The organism is Tateyamaria sp. 7Alg 36, from assembly GCF_059882455.1.
Genome location: NZ_CM187613.1, coordinates 3,198,885 through 3,213,250, shown reverse-complemented (window position 1 = coordinate 3,213,250; position 14,366 = coordinate 3,198,885). Strand labels below are relative to the sequence as shown.

At 62.5% G+C, this 14,366-nt stretch carries 16 protein-coding genes; 3 read left to right on the top strand and 13 right to left on the bottom strand.

The genetic code is table 11. The annotated features are described in order from the left end of the window. Positions 1 to 92: 92 nt before the first annotated feature. From AC6GQJ_RS15650 to ruvC, 5 genes are all read right to left on the bottom strand, one after another. Positions 93 to 530 (bottom strand): c-type cytochrome, encoded by a 438-nt coding sequence (locus AC6GQJ_RS15650; RefSeq protein ID WP_500769916.1) that lies wholly within the window; start codon positions 528 to 530, stop codon positions 93 to 95. A gap of 31 nt (positions 531 to 561) precedes the next feature. Beyond that, on the bottom strand, positions 562 to 1,188 hold the full coding sequence (locus AC6GQJ_RS15645; protein ID WP_500769914.1) for a hypothetical protein: 627 nt from the start codon (positions 1,186 to 1,188) through the stop codon (positions 562 to 564). Positions 1,189 to 1,275: 87 nt separating this feature from the next. Beyond that, a complete protein-coding gene (gene ruvB, locus AC6GQJ_RS15640) occupies positions 1,276 to 2,310 on the bottom strand; it encodes a Holliday junction branch migration DNA helicase RuvB (RefSeq protein ID WP_500769912.1) in 1,035 nt (344 codons plus the stop codon). 36 nt (positions 2,311 to 2,346) lie between these two features. Continuing rightward, positions 2,347 to 3,015, bottom strand: a complete 669-nt coding sequence (ruvA, locus tag AC6GQJ_RS15635; RefSeq protein ID WP_500769910.1) for a Holliday junction branch migration protein RuvA — start codon at positions 3,013 to 3,015, stop codon at positions 2,347 to 2,349. Continuing rightward, entirely contained in the window at positions 3,012 to 3,524 is a 513-nt protein-coding gene (gene ruvC, locus AC6GQJ_RS15630) for a crossover junction endodeoxyribonuclease RuvC (protein ID WP_500769908.1), read from the bottom strand. Before ruvC ends, ruvA begins: the two co-directional genes overlap by 4 nt. Positions 3,525 to 3,875: 351 nt before the next feature. Here ruvC and AC6GQJ_RS15625 point away from each other — a divergent pair, with 351 nt between their 5' ends. After that, complete coding sequence (locus AC6GQJ_RS15625; protein WP_500769906.1) at positions 3,876 to 4,085, top strand: DUF1127 domain-containing protein; 210 nt, start codon at positions 3,876 to 3,878, stop codon at positions 4,083 to 4,085. Between the two features lie 106 nt (positions 4,086 to 4,191). On the opposite strand, the gene AC6GQJ_RS15620 is transcribed toward AC6GQJ_RS15625, so the two are convergent. The 4 genes from AC6GQJ_RS15620 to AC6GQJ_RS15605 form a co-directional block, all read right to left on the bottom strand. Continuing rightward, the gene (locus tag AC6GQJ_RS15620; protein WP_500769904.1) at positions 4,192 to 4,497 is read right to left on the bottom strand and encodes a hypothetical protein; all 306 of its coding nucleotides are present in this window, start codon (positions 4,495 to 4,497) and stop codon (positions 4,192 to 4,194) included. 157 nt (positions 4,498 to 4,654) lie between these two features. Then, on the bottom strand, positions 4,655 to 5,521 hold the full coding sequence (locus tag AC6GQJ_RS15615) for a 50S ribosomal protein L11 methyltransferase (RefSeq protein ID WP_500769902.1): 867 nt from the start codon (positions 5,519 to 5,521) through the stop codon (positions 4,655 to 4,657). Continuing rightward, positions 5,521 to 6,906, bottom strand: coding sequence for an MATE family efflux transporter (locus AC6GQJ_RS15610; RefSeq protein WP_500769900.1), 1,386 nt, complete (start codon positions 6,904 to 6,906; stop codon positions 5,521 to 5,523). Before AC6GQJ_RS15610 ends, AC6GQJ_RS15615 begins: the two co-directional genes overlap by 1 nt. Positions 6,907 to 6,925: 19 nt before the next feature. Next, positions 6,926 to 8,158 carry an MFS transporter gene (locus tag AC6GQJ_RS15605; protein WP_500769898.1) on the bottom strand — a complete coding sequence of 411 codons (1,233 nt, stop codon included), beginning with the start codon at positions 8,156 to 8,158 and terminating at the stop codon, positions 6,926 to 6,928. Between the two features lie 132 nt (positions 8,159 to 8,290). On the opposite strand from AC6GQJ_RS15605, the gene AC6GQJ_RS15600 reads away from it, so the two are divergent. Beyond that, positions 8,291 to 8,746 carry a methylated-DNA--[protein]-cysteine S-methyltransferase gene (locus tag AC6GQJ_RS15600; protein ID WP_500769896.1) on the top strand — a complete coding sequence of 152 codons (456 nt, stop codon included), beginning with the start codon at positions 8,291 to 8,293 and terminating at the stop codon, positions 8,744 to 8,746. Here the strand turns inward: AC6GQJ_RS15600 and AC6GQJ_RS15595 are convergent. From AC6GQJ_RS15595 to fsa, 4 genes are all read right to left on the bottom strand, one after another. Continuing rightward, positions 8,743 to 9,450, bottom strand: a complete 708-nt coding sequence (locus AC6GQJ_RS15595; protein WP_500769894.1) for a CDP-alcohol phosphatidyltransferase family protein — start codon at positions 9,448 to 9,450, stop codon at positions 8,743 to 8,745. The two genes, AC6GQJ_RS15600 and AC6GQJ_RS15595, sit on opposite strands and share 4 nt — an antisense overlap. Positions 9,451 to 9,509: 59 nt before the next feature. Continuing rightward, positions 9,510 to 10,436, bottom strand: coding sequence for a tyrosine recombinase XerC (locus AC6GQJ_RS15590; RefSeq protein WP_500769892.1), 927 nt, complete (start codon positions 10,434 to 10,436; stop codon positions 9,510 to 9,512). Next, positions 10,433 to 11,140, bottom strand: coding sequence for a DUF484 family protein (locus AC6GQJ_RS15585; protein WP_500769890.1), 708 nt, complete (start codon positions 11,138 to 11,140; stop codon positions 10,433 to 10,435). The genes AC6GQJ_RS15590 and AC6GQJ_RS15585 overlap by 4 nt, the downstream gene beginning before the upstream one ends. A gap of 281 nt (positions 11,141 to 11,421) precedes the next feature. Then, positions 11,422 to 12,075, bottom strand: a complete 654-nt coding sequence (gene fsa, locus AC6GQJ_RS15580; RefSeq protein WP_500769888.1) for a fructose-6-phosphate aldolase — start codon at positions 12,073 to 12,075, stop codon at positions 11,422 to 11,424. Positions 12,076 to 12,157: 82 nt separating this feature from the next. Between fsa and AC6GQJ_RS15575 the strand changes: the two genes are divergently transcribed. Then, complete coding sequence (locus AC6GQJ_RS15575; protein WP_500773949.1) at positions 12,158 to 14,359, top strand: primosomal protein N'; 2,202 nt, start codon at positions 12,158 to 12,160, stop codon at positions 14,357 to 14,359. Positions 14,360 to 14,366: the final 7 nt, after the last annotated feature.

Sequence of the window (14,366 nt, the reverse complement as noted above, 5' to 3'; positions counted from 1 at the left end):
ATCCTATGTGGTTGATCCCAGTCTAGGCCCGCGCGGCCGAGGTGCAAGCCGTCTTGACCGTCGTGTGCCAGCGCGCCTTGGCGGTTGTGTGGCTATTCGCGGTATTCGGCGTGGCAGCTCTTGCAGGCGGCACCAAGGGTGCGCAGCGCGCCCTGAACGTCCGCGCGGCTTTGCACCGTTTGCGCCGCTCTGTCAGCCTCCACCTGCAAGGCGCGGGCCTGCGCGGTGAAGTCATCGAAATTGTCCCAGATGGCGGCACGCGCCTCGGATTTGGGATCATCCTCTTGCGCGGTGAACAGTTCGACCGCCGCCGCCGACTGCTGCGCGATGTCGCCCAGTGCGGTGCGTGCCTGCGCGGCGTCAAAGGCCACCTGCCCTTTCGCCATCGAACCAAGCGTTTTCATACTGTCCGCCATCGCCGTCATCCCGTTCATACGGGCCAAGACGGCGGGGTTCTTCACCCCCCGATGGGCCAGCGCCGCCGTGGCACACAAGGCAAGCGTCAGGGCAATCACGGGGGCGGTTTTCATGGCGGTCATCCTTTGCCCGCAGGGGCGTTGATCAGGTCAAAGACGGCATGCGGGCCGACAGGCGCAGCGCGTGCGACGGATCATCCGCCGCGACAGGCATGATAGGATCATAGGCTGCACGGATCAGCGCGGCAATGTCGGGGCGCAGCACGGTGGTGTCCTTGGCCACCGCCAGTGGCGACTGGTCGCGGAACGCCACATCCGACCACAGCAACATCGACTGCACCGCCTGACTGAGTGCGAGGGTCTCGGCGGGGACATCGCTCAGGTTTTCGTCCATGCGCAGGAACACGAAACAGGCCTTGATCGCGCCCGCTTCGTCAAAGCGGAAAATCCGGTACTGGTTGGCATCCGCCTCTTTCAGACGTGCCACCAACGGGGCGAGGTCCGGCACCAGACGGTCCATACCGGTGACCTCCGTTAACTCGTCCCATTCCTTGAAGAAGAACCAGATGAAGTTCGACCCAAGTTCGGTGTCGGTTTCGACCACTTCGGTGCCTGCCAACTGGCACATCGCCTCAATCGCGCCCTTCACGATGCCAAGGGTTGCGTCCTCAACCCCGAAAACGACGGGGGCGAGCGGCCTCCCCCAGCGGGCAAAGGCATAGTCGCCGCTGGCGCGGGTGAACAAAGCTTCGATCTGGTCGGGCGTGATCATATGCGTCCCTCAAGTACTGCGGAAAGAACCGCGCGCTGGATACGGGGCAAAGGCGACAAAGGTCAACGGGGAAGGACGCGAGGCGCGTCAGCTGAACAGATCGCCCGCCTGTTTCGGCGCATCCAGCCCCAGATGCCGCCAAGCGCGCTGCGCCAGCATCCGACCGCGTGGCGTGCGCTGGATCAGGCCCTGTTGCAGCAGATAGGGTTCGATCACCTCTTCCAGCGCATCGCGGCTTTCCGACAGGGCGGCGCTGAGCGTTTCGATGCCCACAGGGCCGCCGCCATAATGTTCGGCCATCAACCGAAGATAGCGCCGGTCGGCACCGTCCAGCCCCAGATGGTCGACGCCGAGGCGGGTCAGCGCCGAATCCGCCAATTCCTGTGTCACGCGGCCATCGCCATCGACCACGGCAAAGTCCACGACACGGCGGAGCAGACGGCCCGCGATACGCGGGGTGCCACGGGCGCGGCGGGCAATCTCGCGTGCGCCCCCCTCGTCCGCAGGAGCGCCCAGCTTGCGGGCGTTGCGCTCGACGATGGTGAACAATTCATCCTCGGTATAAAATTGCAGGCGGGTCGGGATGCCGAACCGGTCGCGCAGCGGCGTGGTTAGCAGCCCCATACGTGTTGTCGCGCCGACCAACGTAAAGGGCTGCAATTCGATGCGCACAGTGCGCGCCGCAGGGCCTTCCCCGATCACAAGGTCCAGTTCGAAATCCTCAAGCGCGGGGTAAAGCACCTCTTCGACCGCCGGATTCAGGCGGTGGATTTCGTCGATGAACAGCACATCCCGCGCCTCAAGATTGGTGAGGATCGCGGCCAGATCACCGGCACGGGCCAGCACAGGCCCCGAAGTCATGCGGAAATTCACCCCAAGCTCGCGCGCCATGATCTGCGCCAGCGTGGTCTTGCCCAATCCGGGCGGGCCGTGAAACAACGTGTGATCCATCGCCTCGCCACGCTGGCGCGCCGACTGGATAAAGACCCGCAAGTTCGCGCGCGCCTCGGCCTGCCCGACAAAATCGTCCAGCATTTGCGGACGCAGGGCACGGTCAAAGGCGCTTGCGTCATCTTCGGGCAACGGTGCCGCGCGCAATGTCGGGTCAGAGGGGTGCGTCATCTGTCATCCTTGTCCAAGGGGCGTGCGCCCCCATCGCTATCCTTTGGGGGCCAGCAGCTTGAGCGCGGCGCGGATCAGCGTGGGCGTATCCGCCTCGGGTGCCTCGCCCGCCGCTTGCGCCACAGCCGCCGCCGCGTCGGACGGACCATAGCCCAGATTGCCAAGGGCCGACAGCGCGTCCGCCTGCGCCGAGGCTGGCGGGGCCGCCATCACCACGGGTTCGATCACCGCATCTTCCATGTCAGCCGGTTGCGCCACAGCATCACCCGTGGCCTGCGCCACAGTGCCGCCCATGGCCATCACCGACGGAGCCTTGTCCTTGAGGTCAAGCACGATGCGTTGCGCGATCTTGGGGCCGATGCCCTTGGCCGCCTTCACCGCGTTCCAGTCGCCAAGCGCAATCGCCCGCCCGACCCCGTCCGGCCCCAAAGTGCCAAGAATGGCCAGCGACGCCTTGGCACCGACGCCCTGCACCGACATCAACAGGCGATGCCATTCCTTTTCGGCCAAGGTTGGAAAGCCGAACAGTTGCATCAAATCCTCGCGCACCACCAGATCGGTGAACAGCGCGCAAATCTGCCCCGCCGCAGGCAAGGTCGCCATCGTGCGGTCCGAGCAATAAACAAGGTATCCGACGCCCTGCACATCCAGCAGCACGTGATCGCTGGCGCGGTAGTCGATGCGGCCTGTCAGCTTGCCGATCATGCCTGCGCCCGCGCCACAGCGCCCGCCAGACCACCGGACGCCCCGTGCAACCCGTGATGGGCGTGACAAATCGCAATCGCCAGTGCGTCTGCCGCGTCGGGGCCTGCAATCTCGACTCCTGGCAACTGTACGCGTACCATATGGGCGACTTGCCGCTTGTCCGCATGGCCCACACCGACAACCGTCTTTTTCACCGAGTTCGGGGCATATTCACCGATCCGCAGTCCGGCCCGCGCAGGAGCGAGCATCGCGATCCCGCGCGCCTGACCCAGTTTCAACGTGCCAACCCCGTCCTTGTTCACAAAGGTCTGTTCGACAGCTGCAGCCTCGGGGGCATGGGCGGCGATCACCTCGGTCAACTGTTCGAACAGCGACAACAGGCGCAGCGATAGATCTTCACCCCTGGAATGGCAGATTCCATTCGCCACATGGCGCAGGCGCGGGCCGTCGGCGTCGATCACGCCCCAGCCCATATGCCGCAATCCCGGGTCGATTCCTAAAATTCGCATGGTTTTTTGCCCTCGCCTGCCCGCCTTATGGCTTTTCCAACGCACTAGCACGAAAGGCGAACATCCGCCAAGCGTTAACAGCCGGCGACAGTTTGCGACACTGGATTGCCCGATTGCGACACCCAGACTTACGCCATAGGCGGAAAACGACCGGTACTGGCGACGCATCGCCCTGCGGCCTGCCTTATTTTCGCCATATATTACCGCGCGTTAACCCCGATCCGCGGCCATGCAAATTCTGCATGGCACCTATGAGGCTTCGGTGCCTTGTCGCATGTTCGCACACTGCCTAAATGCTCAGCACACCGCCGAACGGTTCGGCTTTGACCAGAAGAAATGAGGATAGCTGCAATGGCTGCTTTCGACACAACCCGCCCCGCCCACGTCTCTGCACCTTTCGCAGGGCACATCAAAGTCTTCACATCTAACCTGATCGCTTCCGTGATTTCTTGGAACGACGCACGCGTTACACGCAAAGCATTGAATTCGCTTACAGACCGCGAACTTGATGACATCGGCCTCGCACGTGGTGACATTGATAACGTAGCGAAAATCTACTGATATACGTCTCCACTTCGGGTCACCCCGAAACGGGCAAAAAGCCGCGCAACCCCTTTGTGGGTTCGCGGCTTTTCTATGTCTGGCACCCGCGAACGGGTACTAGAATTCACTTGACAAGCGGGTCCAGAAATCCGGCGAAAAACACGGTCAGCGGATCCAGTTGCATGACCCAAGCGCCGCCCTGTTCCAGCATCGTACCGTTGGAAAGTTTCGCGACGCGTTCGTTATAGGTGATGTCCCCCAACGCGGCGAGCATCACGGCCTTGAAGATAAAGAACCCCAACAAAAGACCCAGCAGTCCCGACAAGGGAAAGCCGTGTCCGATCCGTCGGCGCGGGCGCACGACGATCAACCCGTCGCGGCGAATGTCGGCGGTATAGCCGCGCGCCATGGAATGGTGTTTGCGCGACACTTTTTTTATCCGTCTTTGAAATTCGTTTTGTGACTTATGCATGGCAGCCTCAGTTCCTACCAAGAATTGGCCCCCACCAAATACGCAACACAAACTGATCCTGAATTGTGGCAAAATCTGGGCAAACAGGCCCAAATCCTTTCAATTTCGTTAAAAATCAGCCATTTCTTTGCAGGGTCAATGTCGTCCAGTCACCAATCATTTCGCGGTGCACAACACTGTTTCCGTTCTGTGTATAAACCTCGGCCACACCATCGGCCTGTTCGTTCAAAATCCCCGAGAGAATCGCATAGCCACCCGTTTCGAGTCGCGCGCTCAGGTCCGGTGCCAGCGCGATCAGCGGCCCCTTGAGGATGTTGGCAAAGATCAGATCATAAGGGCCGGACAGGTCGGGGTGATCGAAACCCGCCGCCTCGACCACCTTGACGCGGTCGAACATGCCATTCGCCGCCAGGTTCGCCTCTGCGACCTCGACTGCTTGGGCGTCGATGTCGCTGGCCATCATGGTCGCGGGCCAGATTGCCGCCGCGCCCATGGCCAGCACGGCGGTGCCACAACCGATATCGACCACACGTTCACCGGTGAAACCTGTATCGGCCAGACGGTCCAGCGCGCGCAGGCAGCCAAGGGTGGTGCCGTGGTGGCCAGTGCCAAAGGCCATTGCCGCCTCGATTAGCAGGGCGTGTTTTCCCTCGGGCACCTTGTCGGCGTCGTGGCTGCCGTAAACAAAGAAACGGCCCGCCTCGACAGGGGCAAGTTCGCGGCGCACATGGGCGACCCAATCAGTTTCGGGCAGTTCGGACACCTGAAACGGTTTCGCCCCCATCGCCGTCGCCAGCAGCAGCAGCGCAGTTTCGTCCGGTTTGTCGGTGAAATAGGCCCCGACCTCCCACAGGCCCGAACCGTCCTCGACCTCGAACACGCCGACGCCTGTGGGGGCGTCTTCCAGATCTTCCAGTGCTGCGCCAAGTTTCTCGGCGGGCAGTTTGCCCTTCAAAGTGGTCAGTGCGGTCCAAGTCGGCATCAGCGTCTCCTGTATCTGTCGGCGTTTGGCCATGGTCGGGCCGGTGGGGGTGTCACATCTGTCGCAGGCCCAAGGCGCGCCACATACCGCCAGCCCCACGCGGCGGCAAGGGTGCCGATGACCGCGCCCGCAAGCGCTTGGCCATAGATCACCCCCGTCGCGCCAAACCCTGCGGCCAGTAGTGCGGCGGCGGGCCAGCTCAGCACGCCGTCCTTGATCCACCCCAATAGGGTGGATCGCGCCGGTTTGCCAAGGGTGTTGAAGGCGGCGTTCGATACGAACAGCCCGCCTAGAAAGATGAACGCCCCCGCGCCAACGCTGGTAAAGGCGACCAGAACCTCGGCGCCCTGCCCCGTCAGGCCAAAGGCGCGCAGCACCAGCGGCGTCACCGACCACAACACCGCCCATGTGGCCAGCGTGTAAGCGCCGCAAAAGACCAGCGCGTCGCGATAGGTGCTGCGCAGCCTGTCAAACTGCCCCGCGCCAAGGTTCTGGCCAAAAATGCCGCCGATGGCCCCGCTCAGCGCAAAGATGCCGCCAAAGGCCAGCACCGTCAGACGCCCCACCACGGCCCATGCGGCAACCGCGTCATCCCCGAACGGGGCCATGACCATGGTCAGGAAATAGTTGCCCGCAGGCGTCGCCATCTGCGTCGCAATGATCGGCACCGCCACCGCCACAAAGGGCCGCCAAGTATCGCGAAGCCCCGACAGGTCGGGCGCGGCGATCAGATCGTGCTGATAGGCGGCAAAGAACAGCGCAAGGCCCATCAGGCAGAACCGAAACAACACAAGGCCAAGGGCAGCGCCGTCCAGTCCCAAACCCCAATAGAGGATAAAGATCGGGTCCAGCACCATCAGCACTGCCCCCGATACCAGCGTGACATACATCGCCTTCGCGCCCAGCCCCTCGGCCCGCAAACAGCCCGAGGCCGACAGCGCAATCGCCATCGGCAGCAGCGATGGCACGGTCATCAGCAGATAGCGCGCCGACAGTGCTGCGGTTTCCCCCGTGGCCCCTGCCAGCGCCACAAGATCATGGCGCAGCGCCACCACCGCGATCACAATACCCCCTTGGAACAGACAGGACATAGCCATCGCCGCCCCTGCCTGCGACCGCGCGCGGGGGCGGTCGCCTTCGCCAATCCGGCGCGACACAAGGGCCGTCGCCGCGATCATCAGGCCCACGCCGGAGGATACCGAGAAGAACTGGATCGCATAGGCAAAGCCAAGCGCGGCCACCAGCTGCGGCTGGCCCAGTTGCGAAATCCACAGCAGGTTGGCCGCATCCACCAGAAACACGAACGTAATACCAAAGGCCCCTGTCGCCGTCATGCGCACCACATGGCCCATGGTCGATCCGCTTAGAAACCGCCCCTGTGCCATGATGCGCGCCCTCCCGCCCCTATTCGGCGGCAGTGGGCAGGGGCGCGCTCAGCCGTGTCTCGTACCCCGGTTGCGGATGGCGCGGGATCAGCAGCGCCAAGGCCAGCGAGGTCGCCGCCATACCAGCGGCAAGGAAGAACACCGCCCCCGGAGACACCAGCCACAACAGCCCCAAGGGCAAGGGCAGGCCCACAGCCGCGATATGGTTGATGGTAAAGGCAACAGCCGCCGTGGGCGCAATATCCTGCGGGTCCGCGATCTTCTGGAAATAGGTCTTCAGCGCCAGCGCGAGGCCGAAAAAGATGTGATCGACCACGTACAACGCCGCCGCCACCATCAGCCCCCAGCCAAGGAAATAAACCCCGCCATAGGACAGGAACACGATCACCAGCCCGACATATTCGAACACCAGCGCCTTGCGCTCTCCGTAGCGCGCGACGATGCGGCCCAGAACGGGGGCCACAAGGATGTTGACCAGCAGGTTGATCAGATACAGCGCGGTCAGTTCGTGCACGTCAAAGCCGAACTTCTCGACCATCATAAAGCCGGCAAAGACCATGAAGATCTGCCGCCGCGCACCAGACATGAACTGCAATGCGTAATAAAGCCAATAGCGACGGCGCAGCACAAATGTCTTGAGTTGGGCGTGCGGGGCCTCGAACTGCGGATAAGCGAACATCGCGATCAGGGCGATCACCGCCGTGATCCCGCCCCCGACCATATAGACGATGTTGTAGTTGAGGTTCAGCGGCTCCCACAGGATCATGATGACGAAATAGACCGCGAAGGTGGCCGACGACCCCGCCGCCAGCAGCCAGCCGAGCATCTGGGGCGCTTCGGCGCGGGTCAGCCATTGCAGTTGCAGCGACTGATTGACCGTTTCGTAATAGTGAAAGCCGACCGAACTGATAAAGGTCAGGATCAGAATGCCGGTCAGTTCGGGGAACTGCGCGGTCACAGCTGTGGCTAGCCCCAGCATGATCAGCGACAGCAGGCCCAACACCTGTTCGCGCACGAACATGATCACCACGATCACGCCAACGGCAAGAAACCCCGGAATTTCCCGGATCGCATGCAGCAACCCGATGTCGCGCCCGTCAAAGGCGGCGACCTCGACTACAAAGTTGTTCAACAGCGCCAGCCAGACCGAAAACCCGATGGGCATCGCAAAGGCCATCAGGAACAACATCGCCTTGGGACGGCGCCACTTTGGCAGGTTTTCCGCCTCGGCAAGGGTCACGAATTTGGTCATGGCGCATGCTTTACGCTCTTTCCGCGTCGCTGGCGAGGCACCTTGATGCACAGTCATGAGGGCAATTTTGCACGCAGCCATTGCGCATCATTCGGGTTGCGCGAAACCTGCTGACTGCGGCATCACGGGTCTATGGCGCAACGCGATATCTCCAGCCGCTTCGGCCCCCTGACCCTGACCGAGGAAGACGGCGCATTGGTGCGCCTTGATTGGGGCGTATCAGGGCGCATGGACAGCAGCGAAGTTCTCGATGCCGCCGCCGAACAGCTTGCCGCCTATGAGGCCGGTACCAGAGAGAACTTTGACCTGCCCCTGCGGGTGCACGGCAGTCAGGTACAACAGGATGTTTGCGCAGCCATGTCCGAAATTCCGTTCGGGGATACGGTGACCTATGGCGATATCGCCAAACGCTTGGGCGTTCCGGCGCAGGTGGTCGGGCAGGCCTGCGGCGGCAATCCGATCCCGATCATCATTCCGTGCCACAGGGTCATGGGTGCCAAAGGGCTGACCGGTTTTTCAGGTGCGGGCGGGGTCGAAACCAAGGTCGCCCTGCTGCGCCATGAAAAGGCGGGCGGCTTCCTGATTTAAGGGGCGGAGGTGCCGTCGCGCACCGGCACGACCTGCTGCGCGATGCCAGCAAAGACCAGATAGATCGACGTAACCACCAGCCCCCAATGCGCCCAGCTTTGCGGGTGGAAATCGACCCACGCCGCCCAACCGGCGAAAAAGGTCCACGCCAGCGCCATGGGCAATGTCACGGTGCGCCACCGCTCGGTCCGGACCGGATGAACGAACTTCAGCGGCAGGAACATCGCCACGGCCAGCGTCGTGACCAGTGCCAGCGATACCCAGAAATTCGGCTCAAGCGCGAAGATGACCAACACCAGCATGTTCCAGCACCCCGGAAAGCCGGAAAAGGAGTTGTCCTTGGTCTTCATCCGCGTATCCGCGAAATACAGCGCCGAGGCAAAGGTGATCAGGATGATCGCCACCCAACCGGTCCAGCCGTCCATCAGCCCCGATTTGAATAGGGCGAAGGCAGGAATAAACACATAGGTCAGATAGTCGATGATAAGGTCCAGCAACACGCCGTCGAATTCCGGCGCGTTGGCTTTGACATCGTATTTGCGCGCCAGCGGCCCGTCGATCCCGTCCACAAAGAACGCGACCACCAGCCACAGGAACATCAGATCCCATTCGGCCTCGACAGCTGCGAGCATGGCAAGCATCGCAAACACGGCACCGGTTGCGGTCAGAAGATGGACGCACAGCGCGCGGAATTGATCGGTCATGGGTCAGTCATGGTCCATTGCGGGGATGGTTGCAAACCGAAATTGCCCCGTCTTTTGCGCTAGCCCGCCGCTTTGGGATGGGCGCGCGCATAGACGTCCATCAATCGGGCAGTATCCACAGCCGTATAGGCCTGCGTGGTCGACAGGGACGCGTGGCCCAGCAATTCCTGAATGGCGCGCAAGTCCCCGCCCGCGTTCAGCAGATGGGTGGCAAAGCTGTGGCGCATGGCGTGCGGCGTAGCCGAGGCGGGCAAACCCAGTTGCATCCGGCCCTGCGCCATTACCTTCTGAATCGCACGCGGGGCCAGCGCCCCGCCCCGTATCGCCCTGAACAGCGGTCCGTTCTGGTCCAGATCATAAGGACAGGCCGCCACATAGGCCGCCACCGCTGCACGGGCTGCGTCAATCACCGGCACGATGCGTTCCTTGCCGCCCTTGCCCGTGATCCGCATCACTTGCGGCAAAGGTGCGTCGCGACCCGTGAGGCTGAGTGCTTCGGAAATCCGTAAACCGCAGCCCCACAGCAAGGTCAGCACCGCGGTATCGCGCAGGCCCACCCATGGCAGTTCGGATTGCAACGGCGCGATGTCGAGCAGATCGCGCGCGGCATCCTCGGACAGCGGGCGCGGCAGTTTCTTGGTGAACTTGGGCGCACGGGTGGACAGAACGGCCGTGGGTTCGAACCCCTCGCGCTGTGCCAGCCATTTATAGAACGCCTTGACCGCCGACAGCTTGCGCGCCAGCGACCGTGCACCGACACCGCCCGAACGCGTGCGCGCCATCCATGCGCGCATGTCCTGCGTGCTGATACGCGCCAGCGCGCCAAGGCCCTGCGCCTGCCCGCTGTGGTCGGTCATAAAGGCCAGAAATTCGGTGATGTCGCGGCCATAGGCCAGCACGGTGTTCTCGGCGGCCCCCTTGACGCCGCGCTGATGGGCCAGAAAATCTTCCAGCGCGTCGCGGGCGGCAGGAGAGATCAGGCTCATCCCAGCCAGCGCCGCATCGCCCGTTCGAACACACCAGTAAAGAAGGCAAGCAGATCGGTGCCCTGCTGTGGTCCGAACATATGCGGGTCTTCGGCCCCCATCACCAGCAGGCCCGGCAAACGGCCATTGCCGAAATCCAGCTTGAGGCACGCTTCGGAGCGGACCCAGTCGCCGTGATCGCCATAGATCGCCGGATCGCAATCCTGCACCTGTCGCAGCGTGACCTGCCGCACAGGGCCACCGCGTCCTTGGGTGAGGTAACTGTCGATGAAACCGGGTTCTGCGACGCTCAGGACATCGCCCAACCGTTTCACCGCCGGATCGTTGTCGTTCTGCACGGATTCAAGCACCAGCTTCACCGCGTCCACGCGCAGGATTTCGGCCACTTCGCCGCCCAGATCGCGCAGGAAAGGTTCAAATTCCAGTGGGTCCAGCATGCGCAGGATGGCGCGGTGGACCTGATTGGTGCCAGCAAGGTTTTCATAGGCCGCCGCAATGACCGACCGGTGGGTGTCCTCAAGCCGGTCAAGGCGCGCCTCAAGACGCTCCATCGCGAGACCGCGTAAGTCTACAATATTTCCGCCCATGGCCCGTTCGTTGGCCGCAATCAGGGCATGCATCAAATCTTTGTCGTCAAGAATTACATCAGGTCGGGAAATAATCGCCTCTCTCAAGGCGTCTTCAATCTTGGGTTGGCTGCTCATACCGTACTCTTATAAATTTTCTGAGTGTCTAACACAGAGCGGCACAGAAATCTGCCCCCGATCTAGAAAAAATGACCCGCCGCACGCCCCGTGCCGCACGGCCTGTTCCGTAACGGGGAACGGGCGCGTGCTTCTCCCCATGAAAAGGCCACGTCGTTGGGGCACATGGAGAGCATGGAACAAACAGCGCCAACCACCACTCACGGGAACGGGTCCCAAATTTTCCCTCTGGGCCCCGAAGAGTTGCGCGCGTTGTTGAGGCGGATCAGAAACGCCTGAGTTTACAGGATTTTCTGGCCCGTCTTGGCCCAATCTTTCATGAACTGATCCAGACCGGCATCGGTCAGCGGGTGGCCTGCCAGCTTTTTGATGACTTCTGGTGGCGCGGTGATGACATCGGCACCGATCAGGGCGCACTGTGTAATGTGACCGACCGACCGGATCGACGCGGCCAGAATCTCTGTTTCAAAGCCGTAGTTGTCATAGATGGTGCGGATATCTTCGATCAGTTCCATGCCATCAAGGTGGATATCGTCCAGGCGACCGATGAAGGGCGAGATGAATGTCGCGCCCGCTTTGGCCGCCAGCAGCGCCTGATTGGCCGAGAAGCACAGCGTGACGTTGACCATGTGACCGTCGTTCGACAGCACTTTACAGGCTTTCAGCCCGTCCCATGTCAGCGGCAGCTTGACGGTGATGTTTTCAGCGATTTCGGCCAGTTTGCGGCCCTCGGCGATCATCGCGTCGGCCTCCAGCGCGACAACTTCGGCGCTGACGGGACCGTCGACCAGATCACAAATCTCTTTAGTCACTTCCAGAATGTCGCGGCCCGACTTCAGGATCAGCGAAGGGTTGGTTGTGACACCGTCCACCATTCCCAGATCGTTCAGTTCTGCGATGGCGTCGATCTCGGCTGTGTCTACAAAGAATTTCATGTGCGACCTCTCTTGATGGCTTGGCGTTTGGTTGATCAGCGTTTACCTCATGCGGAGTGAAGCCGAAACCCCACATAAACCCATGTCCACGGTAGGCCCGTCCTTTTTCGACGAGGGTGCGCTGGTCGCTGTTCTGACGGCGCAGCCGCTGGATCGTGCGCTGGATTACAAAGCACCCGAAGGCGGCTGCCTTCTGGGGGCTTTTGTCGAGGTGCCATTAGGGCCGCGCAAGGTGCTGGGCGTGGTCTGGGGCGCGGGCAAGGGCGATTACGACTATGCCAAGGTGCGCAGCGTGATGCGCGTTCTAGATGCCGCCCCGATGCGCGACGAGATGCGCGCCTTTCTGACCCGCGCGGCGGCCTATACGCTGACCCCGCTGTCGGCGATGTTGCGCCTTGCCACGCGCGCGCCCGGGCTGGGGGATCCACCGTCGATGCGCAAAATCTACCGGCGCGGCGCCGGAGAGCCGGACCGCATGACCGATGCGCGTAGGCGCGTGCTCGAATTTTTGGGCGAATATGGCGATCTGTCTTTTACCCTCAAGGAACTGGCCGAACTGTCCGGCGTCACATCTTCGGTCATCAAGGGGTTGGTGAAACAGGGCGTCGTCGCCGAAGAGGACAGCCCCCGCGACCTGCCCTTTCCGCGCCTTGATCCCGAATTGCCCAGCAAGGCGCTGACCGAAGACCAGCAAGCGGCGGCAACCCATGTGGCCGAGGCCGTGCGCGCCGGCACCTATGGCACCACCTTGCTGCGCGGCGTCACCGGATCGGGTAAGACCGAAGTTTATCTTGAGGCTGTCGCCGCCTGCCTGCGCGCCGGTCGGCAGGCGCTGGTGCTACTGCCCGAAATCGCGCTGACCGCCGAATTCCTGCAACGGGTCGAGGTCCGCTTTGGCGCGCGCCCTGCCGAATGGCATTCCGGTGCCACCATGACCGAACGCCGCCGCATCTGGCGCATGGTCGGTCAGGGACAGGCGCAGCTTGTCATCGGGGCGCGATCCGCCCTGTTCCTGCCCTATCAGAACCTCGGCCTGATCGTGGTGGATGAGGAACACGACACCTCCTACAAACAGGAAGAGGGGGTTCTGTATAACGCACGCGACATGGCCGTCTTGCGCGCTTCACTGCTGGGCGCGCAGGTAGTGCTGTCCTCGGCCACGCCCAGTCTGGAAACATGGGCCAATGCCCAAAGCGGCAAGTACACCCGCCTTGATCTCACCTCGCGTTTCGGCCCTGCGGTCATGCCGGTGATGAAGGCGCTTGATATGCGGTCCGAAAAACTGCCCAGCGACCGTTGGGTGTCGGACGCGCTAAAGCGCGAGGTTGATGCCCGTCTGGAGAAGGGCGAGCAGGCGATGCTGTTCCTAAACCGGCGCGGCTATGCGCCGATCACTTTGTGTCGTGCCTGCGGCCATCAGGTCGGCTGTGACCAGTGCGACGCGCGCATGGTCGAACACCGGTTCCTCAAGCGGCTGATGTGCCACCAATGCGGCGAGACAAAGCCCATGCCCACCACCTGCCCGTCCTGCGAGGCCGAAGACCGGATGGCCCCCGTCGGTCCGGGGGTCGAGCGGTTGGGCGAAGAGGCGGTCAAGCTGTTCCCCGACGCGCGCGTTGCAGTGCTGAGTTCGGACATGTACGGATCGGCCCGCGCCCTAAAGGCCGAGATCGAAAGTATCGCCCAAGGCGCTGCCGATGTGGTGATCGGCACACAACTTGTGGCGAAAGGGCACAACTTTCCCAACCTGACGCTGGTTGGGGTGATTGATGCGGATCTGGGGCTTCAGGGATCGGACCTGCGCGCCGCCGAGCGGACGTTCCAGTTGATGCGGCAGGTGGCGGGCCGCGCGGGGCGATCCGACAAACCCGGCACCGCCCTTTTGCAGACGTTTCAGCCCGACCACCCCGTGATCCGCGCCATTCTGGCAGGTGACGAAGAAGGGTTCTGGCGCGCCGAAGCCGCCGAGCGCGAAGCCGCAGGCGTGCCACCCTATGGCCGCATGGCGGGCATCATCCTGAGCGGACCGGACGTGGCACAGGTGTTTGACGCCGCCAACACGCTGGCACGCAACACCGCACCGCTGACCCAAGTGGGCGCACAGGTTTTTGGCCCCGCCCCCGCCCCGATTGCCCGCGTGCGCGGTCGTCATCGCGTGCGCTTGCTGGTCAAGGCAGGCAAAGGCGTGGCCCTCCAAGGGGCGATTTCGAAATGGATTGCGCCCCTACGTCTGAAAGGCGATCTGCGGCTGGCGGTGGATATCGACCCGCAGAGTTTTTACTGACCCTGCC